An 11,486-nucleotide genomic window follows, 5' to 3' on the forward strand; every position below is an offset into this window, starting at 1 on the left:
TTTTAGCGAAGCAATAAAAATAATATTGAACCGACAAATACGGATGACTTGAGGTCTGCATGAACGTTAATGCGAAACCACTTTCTGAATTACGCCGGCTCGAACAGGGGTTAATAGCAGCCAGTACCCCTTTTACATGTGCACCCCAACAATTAATTACGTCGGGCGAATCGAATGAGCCTCGCACGATCGTATTACAAACCGGCGTTATTGAGATCTATCGCCCTTCTGATGAACTTCTGGTGGGGATTGCGACTGCCCCCTTTATTTTTGGTCTGGCTACGGTGATGATTAATCATTCACAGGAATACAGAGTGATTGCTAAAACGGCCTGTACCGGTTTTTATTTATCCACAGAAACTACCCGACAACAAATCCAGCAATTTTCACTGTGGAAAGAGGCCTTCAGCTGGTTATCCTGGATAAATTACATTCTTGAGAAGCGCGATAAGCAGCTGGTTGGCAATAACTCCTATCACCAGATCCGCGCGATGCTGCTTAATATGGCCGAGTGGGATGAAACGCTGCGTTCAAAAATCGGTGTGATGAATCATATTCAGCAAAGCACACGCATTTCACGTTCTGTTGTTGCCGAGGTTCTGGCCGCCCTGCGACAGGGAAATTATATCAATATGAGCCGGGGCAAGCTGGTCAGCATCAACCGCTTGCCCACGGAATATTAATCTCAGTTGGATGCGGTAAGCACCTGGGCTTTATTGGCACTCAATTCCGCCACCAGGTTATTAACACCGTCACTCATATTGACGAAACGCGTATGCGGGGAGCGAGTGACCACCACAAACGCGCCCACGTTCGACTGCGGAATCATAGCCATATAGGTGATGAATCCGCCGCCGCCGCCGGTTTTCTGAATAATCCCCGGCCGGCCATTTTTCGGTGCCATATAGACCCAGCCCATGCCGAGCGCATCGGCTTTACCCGGCACGTCCATCCCGATGACCCGATGCAGCTGAGTACGCTGATAAATCAGGGTCTGCATACGATCGGCCTGGCTGCTGCGAGAGTAGAAATCCGAGGAAAGGAACTGCTGCATCCAGCGCATCATGTCGCCAGGCGTGGAGTAAACCCCGCCGCTGCCCACGGCCGCCAGCGTGTTATTACAGGGGCTGGCGCCTTTCTCTGCCACCATCAGGCGACGGCACTGGTCCGGGGACGGGGTAAAGGTGGTGTCTTTCATGCCCAGCGGACGGGTGATCTGCTCTTCAAACAGCTGGGTGTAGGGTTTGCCAGCCGCCGTTGAGAGGGCATCCGCCAGCAGGTCAAACGCCAGGTTTGAATATGAGGCCTGCGAACCCGGCGCCGCCTTCAGCGTGGCGGTACTCAGGTAGCTCCAGCGCTGGTCGCGCGTTGGCCAGACGAATACGTCACGATGCGCCGCGCCGCCTGGCTGTTCACGCGGCAGGGCGCTGGTGTGGGTAGCAAGGTTCACAAGCCGGATCGGCGTACCCTGATACGTGGGGACCCGGGCGCCTGGCGGCGCGTATTTGCTGAGCGGATCGTCGAGCTTCACCACGCCCTGATCGAGCAGTTTCACCAGCATTTCGCTGGTCATCAGCTTGGTTAAGGATGCGATGCGGATAACGGAATCCAGCTGCGGGTGAACGTTATTGCCCGGGCGCGTTTCGCCAAAGCTGCGAAATACACGCTGGTTTCCGTCGATAACGACCATCGCCATACCGGTCGCGCCGCTGCCGTAATAGATAAGGTTCGCGTAGCGATCGGCAATATCTGAAGCTAAAACGGGAGCCGTCAGCGGTTGGGCTGCCTGGGCGGTAGAGAAGCTCACCGCACACAGCGCGGCAAAAGAGAGCAGACAACGTTTCAACGAAAAGCATCCATGAAGTGAATGAGGAAAGTAATGGGTATTTATACTACTAATCGGTACCGTGCAATGCCCCGAATTGCATAACGATAGCGAGAAAAACGTAACCATGGGTAAATATGAACAATTTACTTGCGAGCCATCTCCCATTTTGTGACTTCGGGCTTATGATAGGCACCAGTGTCACTCAATCTTATGGAGAACGGTATGTCTGAGAAGCGTGTGGTTATGGTTGTCGATATGCAAAACGGGGTGTTTGAAACCCCTCGTCATCAGCGCGAAAAGTGTGTCTCTCTGATCAACCAGCTTACGCAGGCAGCCGATACGGTGATTTTTATACAGCATACCGAGGCCGGGGGGCTGGAAGAGGGGAGTGCAGGGTTTGCGTTACTGCCTGAACTCCATCAGCCTGCCGACGCGCTTTACGTGACCAAAACGGCCTGCGATGCCTTCTACAACACCGGGCTTGAGGCGCTGCTGCGGGAGCTGGGCATTCGCGAGTTTGTCATCTGCGGCTGCGCCACCGATTACTGCGTCGATGCGACGATCAAGAACGGCGTTAGCCGGGGTTATCACATCACCGTTGCCGAAGATGCCCATACCACCGCCAACCGTCCGGCTGCTGACGCACAGATCCTGATTAACCATCACAACGACGTCTGGCGTAACTTCATTGCGCCAGCGAATCCTCTCGCGGTGAAACGCACCGAAACAATTCTCGAAAACTGGAAAGCGAACTAATAATCAACCCGTGGGTCTGACCTTTTTGCCCGGGCCGGGAGTCTGGCGCGGGCAGGTTTTCGTGTGGTGACGTGTTGTACACAGCAACAGCCATAACAACAAGAAGGAAGCATTATGTTTAAGTCTTTTTTCCCAAAGCCGGGGCCTTTTTTCCTGTCGGCATTTATTTGGGCACTGATCGCTGTCATTTTCTGGCAGGCGGGCGGCGGCGCATGGCTGACGCGCATCACGGGGGCGACAGGTGAGGTGCCGATTAGCGCGGCGCGCTTCTGGTCGCTCAGCTTTATCGTATTTTATGCCTACTACACGGTATGTGTGGGGCTGTTTGCACTCTTCTGGTTCAAGTATTCTCCGCATCGTTGGCAGTTTTGGTCGATTTTGGGATCTGCACTGATCATTTTCGTTACCTGGTTCATGGTGGAAGTGAGCGTTGCAATTAATGCATGGTATGCACCCTTCTACGATTTGATCCAAAAAGCACTAAGCGCCCCGAATAAGGTTCCGATTGGTGAACTCTATGCCAGTCTCGTTAGTTTTACCGGCATTGCCATGATTGCAGTAACAGTGGCAGTGCTGAACAATTTCTTCGTTAGCCATTACGTTTTCCGTTGGCGTACTGCTATGAACGAATATTACATGGCAAATTGGCAACGACTGCGGCACATCGAAGGTGCTGCACAGCGTGTACAGGAAGACACCATGCGTTTTGCCTCAACGCTGGAGGACATGGGGGTCAGCTTGCTTAATGCTGTGATGAAACTTATCGCTTTTTTACCGATTCTGATTGCACTTTCACCCCATGTGCCTGAACTTCCAATTGTTGGTCATTTACCCTATGGTTTGGTTATTGCCGCACTGGTCTGGTCTCTTATGGGAACGGGGCTTCTTGCTGTGGTGGGGATCAAATTGCCGGGGTTACAATTTAAAAATCAGCGCGTGGAAGCGGCTTACCGTAAAGAACTCGTTTACGGTGAGGATGACCCATCACGAGCTGCGCCACCAACGGTAAAAGAGTTATTTCAGAACGTCCGTTTTAACTACTTTAAGCTCTACTTCCACTACATGTATTTCAACATAGCTCGTATTTTATATCTTCAGGCCGATACTGTTTTTGGAATAGTCCTGTTGTTCCCGTCAATTGTTGCAGGGACGATTACCCTGGGACTGATGACCCAAATTACTAACGTTTTCGATCAGGTCAGAAGTTCATTCCAGTACCTGATCAGCTCCTGGACCACGCTGGTGGAACTGATGTCCATCTACAAACGTCTGCGCAGCTTTGAACGCGAGCTGGACGATCGTGACCTGCAGGAAGTCACCAACACATTTAGCTAATACAGGACGTTGCTATGCCTTTTGCCGTACCGCGCGCGTTACCGTTGACCATACTGGCCGCTTTTGTGCTGGCAGGCTGTGCCGAAAAGGGGGCCGCTCCGCTCAAAAAGGGCGAGAAGCCCGTTGATGTGGCGAGCGTTGTGCGGCAGAAAATGCCCGCCAGCGTGAAAGATCGCAATGCGTGGGCAGACGCGCTGGCAAAAACCTTTGAGAGCCAAAAGATTGCGCCGACCGAGGAAAACATCTGTTCGGTGCTGGCGGTGGCACAGCAGGAGTCGATGTACCAGTCAGACCCGGCTGTGCCGGGGCTGAATAAAATCGCCTGGAAAGAGATCGACCGCCGCGCGGAGTCCATGCATATCCCGGTGTTCCTCGTGCATACCGCGCTTAAAATCACCTCGCCGAACGGCAAAAGCTACAGCGAACGGCTGGATACGGTGAAAACCGAAAAACAGCTTAGCGCTATTTTCGATGATTTCATCAACATGGTGCCGATGGGGCAGAAGCTGTTTGGCTCACTGAACCCGGTCCACACCGGTGGCCCAATGCAGGTAAGCATCGCGTTCGCGGAGAAACACACCGACGGCTATCCGTGGAAAATCGACGGTACGGTGCGCCAGGAGGTCTTCTCCCTGCGCGGCGGACTGTGGTTCGGCACGTATCACCTGCTGAACTACCCGGCGAACTACGATGAGCCGCTGTACCGCTTTGCCGACTTTAACGCGGGCTGGTATGCCAGCCGTAATGCGGCATTCCAGAGTGCGGTCAGCCGCGCAAGCGGCGTTAAGCTGGCGCTGGACGGCGATCTTATCGCCTACGGCAGCAGCGAGGCGGGAAGCACCGAGCGGGCGATCCGGAAATTATCGACAACGCTTGATATGAGCAACAGCGACATTCGCCGTCAGCTTGAGAAAGGCGACAGCCTGGCCTTTGAGAAAACGGATCTCTACAAGAAGGTGTTTGCGCTTGCCGATAAGAAAAGCGGGAAAACGTTACCGAGGGCTATCCTGCCGGGGATCCAGCTGGAAAGCCCGAAGATCACGCGTAACCTGACCACCGCGTGGTTCGCGAAACGCGTGGACGATCGCCGGGCTCGCTGTATGGGGCTTTAATGGCGACGGCGAAAGCGCAGGACGAGCGCGACAACGCCTAAAATCATGCACCCCGCGAGGAAGGGGATCAGGCCGAACAGGGTGCTGACGCCAAAGCCAATCTCAACTCGCGGGCGTCCGTTATCCTGCACCTGCATCAGGTGTTCATAAACGCCAGGCGCATGGACCAGCATATTGAGCAGCTGCGAGCCAGCCCAGAAGCAGAACAGAACAAACAGGGCATACGCGATATTACCCGCCGTGGAGGTTTTTGGTTTTCCGCCAAAAATCGGTTTCGACAATGTAAAGTCAGCCATGATGACCTCCGGATAAATCGCTCTGTTAATACGCTTCGTACAGGGTGAGTTTGACAGGTCATCGCATTTGTCAATATCAGAATCGTGGTAATTTACGCGCCGGAATCCTCCTGGATTGTTGATTTCTGCAGCACGTCACAATTTATTAACTTAAGTGAAATTGCGTCGCGTTTCAGAATTTCCGTATCTGCCACAGACCTGGCCGTAAAACTGTGAGAGGATGTCTTTTTTTCCTGCCGGAGTTGTTATGAAGCTCACGTCCAAACTACGCCGTGACTGGCACTACTACGCCTTCGCTATCGGGCTGATCTTTATTCTTAACGGTGTCGTGGGCCTGTTGGGGTTTGAGGCAAAAGGCTGGCAAACCTATGCCGTTGGGCTGGTGACCTGGGTCATCAGTTTCTGGCTGGCGGGGTTGATTATCCGCCGCCGTCCTGAAGAGACGACAGCGGATGAGGCAGCGTCGGCGAAGCGCGCCGATTAACCGTTTACGGAACTTTTAAGCGCGCTGTCGGCAGCATGACGCTCCAGCGCCAGTTCGATCAGGCGGGTGATCAGTTCCGGGTAGCTCAGGCCGCTCGCCTGCCACAGCTTCGGATACATGCTGATGTTAGTGAACCCCGGCAGCGTGTTGATTTCATTGATCACCACCTCGTTTTCCGCCGTCAGGAACACATCCACGCGCGCCATGCCGCAGCAGCCGAGCGTCTGATAAGCGCGAATGGCGATCGCCCGGATCTTATCATTAACCGCCGGATCGAGATCCGCAGGCACGACAACCTGCGCGCCTTTATCATCAATGTATTTGGTGTCGTACGAGTAGAAGTCGCTGTTTAAGACCACTTCGCCGCAGGTGCTCGCCTGTGGAAAATCGTTGCCCAGCACGGCGCATTCAATTTCACGGCCTTTGATACCCTGCTCAACCACCACTTTATGGTCGAACTCAAACGCCAGGCGGACGGCCTGTGTGAACTCAGCTTCGCTTGTCACTTTGCTGACGCCCACGGAGGAGCCCTGGTTCGCCGGCTTCACAAACAGCGGCAGACCCAATTCAGCGCTAATCTGCGCGAAGCTGTGCTTGTCGCGGTTGGCGCGGGTGAGCGTGACGAACGGCGCGATATTCAGCCCGGCGTCGCGCAGCAGGCGTTTGGTGACGTCTTTGTCCATGCACGCGGCGGAGCCGAGTACGTCCGAGCCGACGAACGGCAGGTTGGCCATGCGCAGCATCCCCTGCAGGGAACCATCTTCCCCCAGGGTACCGTGAACGATAGGGAAGACGACGTCGATCTGGGCGAGTGCCTGAGCATTGCCGGCATCGATAAGCTGCCCCTTCGCGACGCCGGGTACGGTGGCGACGCTAATTTCTGAAGGATTCAGGGCGATATGGGCCGGATCGTGAGCATTCAGCAGATACTGGCTGGCATCGTTAACGTGCCACTGGCCCTGCTTATCAATGCCCAGCAGCACCACGTCGAAACGGCTTTTATCGATCGCATCAACGATATTTTTAGCCGATTGCAATGACACTTCGTGTTCCGCTGATTTTCCCCCAAAGACAATACCTACGCGCTGCTTAGCCATCTCACTCTCTTCCAGTCTGACGAAAAGCCAATAACATACCACGATGCCCGGCGGGTTTCGCGACCTTCTGCCATAATGTTTGGGGGAATGTTCAGGGGGGCGAGTGAAAGAAAAAACGCTGCTGACCGTTTTGATTCTTATCGCCGTCGCAACGGTGGGTTACCGCTGGTTGCCGCCTTACTACAACCCTTTCATACCGCTGACGCTTGACGATCCGCCAGGCCGAATCACCCAGTATAAGCTTCGGCGCTTAACGCCCGAGGCCTGCGCAAGCCTGCTTGCGCAGGCTAATCAACGCGATCTCATCCGCACCCAGCCGGTCGCTGACAGCGCCGGGGAATGCCCGCTGAGCAACGTCGTGCGCGTGCGCAACTTCGGCCCGGTCGGCCTGAACGGCAGTTTTCTTGCCAGCTGTCCGCTGGCGCTCAGTTCAGCCCTCTTTATCAGCCAGCAGGCCCGGCCGCTGACAAAACGCTATACGGGCAGCGACCTCGCGCGTATCGATCACCTCGGCAGCTTTGCCTGCCGCAATATTTACCACCGCCCTGACGCGCGCCGCAGCGAGCATGCCACGGCGGAGGCGCTGGATATTGCCGCTTTTCGTCTGGCGAACGGCGAACGCGTCACGGTGCTGAACGGCTGGAAGGCGGCCACGACGCAGCCCTGGCTGAAGGCGATGCTGGCGGCAAGCTGCGGGTACTACGGGAACGGTCTGGGGCCAGAGTACAACGCGGCGCATGCCAACCATTTTCATCTCGGAATGCGCGGTTTTGGCCTGTGCCGGTGAAGCATAATATTCCGCCAGAAAATGGATGAATTGTGACTTATTTCACAAATATGATGACTGGGAAGATAAAACACCAAAGTCGGTCAGGCCGCATCTCTGGTGCGACGTTAACACGCGTAACTTGCTAATCTGACGGCGAATTCGCCTAAAAATGAAGACTATTCTGTATGGAATCCTGGAAAGTTAATCTCATCTCGGTCTGGTTCGGTTGCTTCTTCACCGGGCTGGCCATCAGCCAGATTTTGCCGTTCCTGCCGCTGTACGTCTCGCAGCTGGGGGTCACCTCGCACGAAGCGCTCTCCATGTGGTCCGGCCTGACGTTCAGCGTCACCTTTCTGGTTTCCGCGATTGTGTCACCCATGTGGGGCAGCCTGGCCGATCGAAAAGGCAGAAAACTGATGCTGCTGCGCGCCTCGCTCGGGATGGCGATAGCCATTCTGCTGCAGGCCTTCGCCACCAACGTCTGGCAGCTGTTCTTCCTGCGGGCGGTGATGGGGCTGACGTCCGGGTATATTCCAAACGCCATGGCGCTGGTCGCCTCTCAGGTGCCGCGCGAGCGGAGCGGCTGGGCGCTGAGCACGCTCTCCACGGCGCAGATCAGCGGCGTCATCGGTGGCCCGCTGCTGGGGGGCTTTCTGGCGGACCACGTCGGACTGCGCGCGGTATTTATCATCACTGCGGTTCTGCTGGTGGTCAGTTTTCTGGTCACGCTCTTTCTGATTAAAGAGGGAGGCCGCCCGGTTATCAGTAAATCTGAACGCCTGAGCGGCAAGGCCGTTTTCGCCTCGCTGCCTTATCCGGGGCTGATGATCAGCCTGTTTGTCACCACCATGGTGATCCAGCTCTGTAACGGTTCCGTGGGGCCGATACTGGCGCTGTTTATCAAGTCAATGGAGCCGGAGAGCACGAACATCGCTTTTTTAAGCGGCATGATTGCCGCCGTGCCGGGCGTATCCGCCCTGATTTCCGCGCCGCGTTTCGGAAAACTGGGTGACAGGATCGGTACGGCGCGCATCCTGATGGCGACGCTGATCTTTGCGGTGGTGCTCTTCTTTGCGATGTCGTTCGTCACCTCTCCGCTTCAGCTTGGCGTACTGCGATTTCTGCTCGGGTTTGCCGATGGCGCCATGTTGCCTGCGGTACAGACCCTGCTGGTCAAATATTCCAGCGACCAGGTGACGGGGCGTATTTTTGGATATAACCAGTCATTTATGTATCTGGGCAATGTTGCCGGTCCGCTTATTGGCGCCTCCGTTTCCGCGATGGCCGGTTTTCGTTGGGTTTTTGCGGCGACGGCGATTGTCGTTTTAATCAATATTATCCAGCTGGCTATTGCGCTGCGACGCCGCAGACAAATGGCGGAGGCGAAATCGGCGAGATAACGCTTTCGCAGATGTATTATATATTCTTATGGTAGCCGCATTTTTATATAACAAAATGCGGCGTCTTTTTATAGAAAAACGTTTCGCTCACGGCGAGGTCTCTTTATTTCCGTTTCTGTATCACTTTTGCATACCATAATTAATTTCTTCTCTTTGCATTATGGATTCAGAGTGATAACGTCAGATAAAACTGAAAAGGAACTGGCACGATGAAAAACCTCATTGCTGAATTGCTGGTCAAGCTGGCACAAAAGGAAGAAGAGTCAAAAGAGCTGGTGGCCCAGGTCGAAGCGCTTGAAATTGTGGTCACCGCGCTGCTGCGACAAATGGCGAAAACCGATCAGCAGGCGTTGATTGAGAGCGTGGAAGGCGCGCTGGAGAGCGTCAGGCCTGAATCGCAGGTACCGGTTGAAGATGCTGAGATGCTCCACCAGTACGTAAAGAAGCTGTTAAGGCATCCGCGCAGCTAAACCGTCACAGGACGTAACGACGTGTCATAGAATTGTCATGCAGGATGCCTATAGTCGCTCTGTTTTTATTTTTATGTATTTTTACATGGAGAAAATAAATTGAAACAGAGCGCACTTTTCATCGCATTACTTCCTCTGTTAATTACCCCTGCCATTTATGCTGACACGACGCAAACCAGCGTCCTGGATAATCGTGCGGCAAAAGGGGATATCACCCAGCCCGGCGGCGCGCGCCGATTGTCGGAAGATCAAACCGCCGCCATTCGCGCTTCGCTTAATGAAAAACCGGCGAAAAATATTATTCTGCTGATTGGCGATGGAATGGGTGATTCCGAAATCACGGCGGCGCGAAATTATGCCGAGGGGGCGGGCGGCTTTTTTAAAGGTATCGACGCATTACCGCTGACCGGACAATATACCCACTACGCGCTGGATAAAAAAACCGGTAAACCGGATTACGTAACGGACTCTGCGGCCTCGGCCACGGCGTGGTCCACCGGCGTGAAAACCTATAATGGCGCGCTGGGCGTGGATATTCACGAAAAAGATCGTCAAACCCTTCTGGAGATGGCAAAAGCGGCGGGCCTGGCGACCGGTAACGTCTCCACCGCTGAACTTCAGGATGCGACGCCTGCGGCGCTGGTGGCACACGTGACCTCGCGTAAATGCTACGGCCCGTCAGTGACCAGCGAAAAATGCCCAACGAACGCGCTGGAAAAAGGTGGCAAAGGCTCGATTACGGAACAGCTGCTGAATGCGCGTCCTGACGTGACGCTGGGCGGCGGCGCGAAAACCTTCGCGGAAACTGCGACGGCGGGCGAGTGGCAGGGCAAAACGCTGCGCGAGCAGGCGCAGGCGCGCGGCTATCAGCTGGTGAGTGACGCAAATTCGCTGGCGGCGATAACCGAGGCGAACCAGGACAAGCCGCTGCTGGGGCTGTTCTCTGACGGCAACATGCCCGTGCGCTGGGAAGGTCCAAAAGCCTCATATCACGGCAATATCGATAAGCCAGCGGTGACCTGTACGCCTAACCCTAAACGCACGGACAGCGTACCGACGCTGGCGGCGATGACCGATAAAGCGATCGATCTGCTGAGCAAGAGCGAAAAAGGGTTCTTCCTGCAGGTTGAGGGGGCGTCGATCGATAAGCAGGATCATGCGGCAAATCCGTGCGGTCAGATTGGCGAAACCGTCGATCTGGACGAAGCGGTGCAGAAGGCGCTCGCGTTCGCGAAAAAAGACGGTAACACCCTGGTGATCGTCACTGCGGATCACGCGCACGCCAGCCAGATCGTTCCGCCAGATACCAAAGCCCCTGGCCTGACGCAGGCGCTCAACACAAAAGATGGCGCCGTCATGGTAATGAGCTACGGCAACTCTGAAGAAGAGTCCATGGAGCACACCGGCACCCAGCTGCGCATTGCCGCCTACGGCCCGCACGCGGCCAATGTGGTAGGCCTGACCGATCAAACGGATCTGTTCTACACCATGAAGGCGGCGCTGGGTCTGAAATGATAAATTCCCGGCGGAAATCACATCTGCCGGGTGGTTTTTTTCCTGTCACGAACCAGACTTACAGGGAATGTTCACAAAAGGATGGTGCAATGAAAACAACATTACTGGTTACTCTGCTCTCCGGCCTGTTCCTGGTCGCATCGGCGAACGCGGAAGAGAAAACATTAACGCCGCAGCAGCAGCGTATGACCACCTGTAATCAACAGGCGACGTCTCAGAGTCTGAAGGGCGATGCCCGCAAGACCTACATGAGCGACTGCCTCAAAAACGGCGCCTCGAAGCCAGCTGAAAAAAGCCTGACGCCTCAGCAGCAAAAGATGCGCGAGTGTAATGCCAAGGCCACCGAACAGTCTCTGAAAGGGGATGACCGCAGCAAGTTCATGAGTGCCTGCCTGAAGAAAAAAGTGTAGTTCGAACGGGTGAG

Annotated in this window: 13 protein-coding genes; 10 read left to right on the plus strand and 3 right to left on the minus strand. The window is 54.9% G+C overall.

All coding sequences use genetic code 11. The features are described 5' to 3' along the window. Positions 1-59 precede the first annotated feature (59 nt). Positions 60-683 (plus strand): helix-turn-helix domain-containing protein, encoded by a 624-nt coding sequence (locus ACVCAM_RS02195; protein ID WP_008503292.1) that lies wholly within the window; start codon positions 60-62, stop codon positions 681-683. Positions 684-685: 2 nt separating this feature from the next. Here the strand turns inward: ACVCAM_RS02195 and ampH are convergent, their stop codons facing one another. After that, a complete protein-coding gene (gene ampH, locus ACVCAM_RS02200) occupies positions 686-1,846 on the minus strand; it encodes a D-alanyl-D-alanine-carboxypeptidase/endopeptidase AmpH (protein ID WP_008503291.1) in 1,161 nt (386 codons plus the stop codon). Between the two features lie 204 nt (positions 1,847-2,050). Here ampH and ACVCAM_RS02205 point away from each other — a divergent pair, with 204 nt between their 5' ends. The 3 genes from ACVCAM_RS02205 (at position 2,051) to ACVCAM_RS02215 (ending at position 5,031) form a co-directional block, all read left to right on the plus strand. After that, positions 2,051-2,584 (plus strand): isochorismatase family protein, encoded by a 534-nt coding sequence (locus tag ACVCAM_RS02205; protein WP_025912608.1) that lies wholly within the window; start codon positions 2,051-2,053, stop codon positions 2,582-2,584. A gap of 114 nt (positions 2,585-2,698) precedes the next feature. Then, a complete protein-coding gene (gene sbmA, locus ACVCAM_RS02210; protein WP_025912609.1) occupies positions 2,699-3,919 on the plus strand; it encodes a peptide antibiotic transporter SbmA in 1,221 nt (406 codons plus the stop codon). A gap of 14 nt (positions 3,920-3,933) precedes the next feature. Then, on the plus strand, positions 3,934-5,031 hold the full coding sequence (locus ACVCAM_RS02215; RefSeq protein WP_023293181.1) for a DUF1615 domain-containing protein: 1,098 nt from the start codon (positions 3,934-3,936) through the stop codon (positions 5,029-5,031). On the opposite strand, the gene ACVCAM_RS02220 is transcribed toward ACVCAM_RS02215, so the two are convergent. Then, a complete protein-coding gene (locus ACVCAM_RS02220; RefSeq protein WP_021241681.1) occupies positions 5,028-5,327 on the minus strand; it encodes a DUF2755 family protein in 300 nt (99 codons plus the stop codon). The two genes, ACVCAM_RS02215 and ACVCAM_RS02220, sit on opposite strands and share 4 nt — an antisense overlap. 247 nt (positions 5,328-5,574) lie before the next feature. Here ACVCAM_RS02220 and ACVCAM_RS02225 point away from each other — a divergent pair, with 247 nt between their 5' ends. Further along, positions 5,575-5,811: a DUF2754 domain-containing protein gene (locus ACVCAM_RS02225; RefSeq protein WP_008503286.1), complete on the plus strand. Its 237-nt coding sequence runs from the start codon at positions 5,575-5,577 to the stop codon at positions 5,809-5,811. Here the strand turns inward: ACVCAM_RS02225 and ddlA are convergent. Then, entirely contained in the window at positions 5,808-6,908 is a 1,101-nt protein-coding gene (gene ddlA / locus ACVCAM_RS02230; protein WP_021241680.1) for a D-alanine--D-alanine ligase, read from the minus strand. The genes ACVCAM_RS02225 and ddlA overlap by 4 nt on opposite strands. A gap of 103 nt (positions 6,909-7,011) precedes the next feature. Between ddlA and ACVCAM_RS02235 the strand changes: the two genes are divergently transcribed. From ACVCAM_RS02235 to psiF, 5 genes are all read left to right on the plus strand, one after another. Next, positions 7,012-7,695, plus strand: a complete 684-nt coding sequence (locus tag ACVCAM_RS02235; RefSeq protein WP_407223098.1) for an extensin-like domain-containing protein — start codon at positions 7,012-7,014, stop codon at positions 7,693-7,695. 167 nt (positions 7,696-7,862) lie between these two features. Further along, positions 7,863-9,077 (plus strand): multidrug efflux MFS transporter, encoded by a 1,215-nt coding sequence (locus ACVCAM_RS02240; protein WP_407223099.1) that lies wholly within the window; start codon positions 7,863-7,865, stop codon positions 9,075-9,077. A gap of 209 nt (positions 9,078-9,286) precedes the next feature. Continuing rightward, the gene (gene iraP, locus ACVCAM_RS02245; protein ID WP_023293178.1) at positions 9,287-9,547 is read left to right on the plus strand and encodes an anti-adapter protein IraP; all 261 of its coding nucleotides are present in this window, start codon (positions 9,287-9,289) and stop codon (positions 9,545-9,547) included. Positions 9,548-9,646: 99 nt separating this feature from the next. Beyond that, a complete protein-coding gene (gene phoA / locus ACVCAM_RS02250; RefSeq protein WP_021241677.1) occupies positions 9,647-11,062 on the plus strand; it encodes an alkaline phosphatase in 1,416 nt (471 codons plus the stop codon). 89 nt (positions 11,063-11,151) lie between these two features. Beyond that, positions 11,152-11,472, plus strand: a complete 321-nt coding sequence (gene psiF / locus ACVCAM_RS02255; RefSeq protein ID WP_008503278.1) for a phosphate starvation-inducible protein PsiF — start codon at positions 11,152-11,154, stop codon at positions 11,470-11,472. Positions 11,473-11,486 lie beyond the last annotated feature (14 nt).

Source organism: Enterobacter sp. CFEC122 (assembly GCF_052983755.1).

What these genes read in the sequence shown, in the direction of transcription:
- ACVCAM_RS02195 (WP_008503292.1), top strand. Translation starts at nt 60, where the DNA reads ATGAACGTTAATGCGAAACCACTTTCTGAATTACGCCGGCTCGAACAG.
- ACVCAM_RS02205 (WP_025912608.1), top strand. Translation starts at nt 2,051, where the DNA reads ATGTCTGAGAAGCGTGTGGTTATGGTTGTCGATATGCAAAACGGGGTG.
- sbmA (WP_025912609.1), top strand. Translation starts at nt 2,699, where the DNA reads ATGTTTAAGTCTTTTTTCCCAAAGCCGGGGCCTTTTTTCCTGTCGGCA.
- ACVCAM_RS02215 (WP_023293181.1), top strand. Translation starts at nt 3,934, where the DNA reads ATGCCTTTTGCCGTACCGCGCGCGTTACCGTTGACCATACTGGCCGCT.
- ACVCAM_RS02220 (WP_021241681.1), bottom strand. Translation starts at nt 5,327, where the DNA reads ATGGCTGACTTTACATTGTCGAAACCGATTTTTGGCGGAAAACCAAAA.
- ACVCAM_RS02225 (WP_008503286.1), top strand. Translation starts at nt 5,575, where the DNA reads ATGAAGCTCACGTCCAAACTACGCCGTGACTGGCACTACTACGCCTTC.
- ddlA (WP_021241680.1), bottom strand. Translation starts at nt 6,908, where the DNA reads ATGGCTAAGCAGCGCGTAGGTATTGTCTTTGGGGGAAAATCAGCGGAA.
- ACVCAM_RS02240 (WP_407223099.1), top strand. Translation starts at nt 7,863, where the DNA reads ATGGAATCCTGGAAAGTTAATCTCATCTCGGTCTGGTTCGGTTGCTTC.
- iraP (WP_023293178.1), top strand. Translation starts at nt 9,287, where the DNA reads ATGAAAAACCTCATTGCTGAATTGCTGGTCAAGCTGGCACAAAAGGAA.
- psiF (WP_008503278.1), top strand. Translation starts at nt 11,152, where the DNA reads ATGAAAACAACATTACTGGTTACTCTGCTCTCCGGCCTGTTCCTGGTC.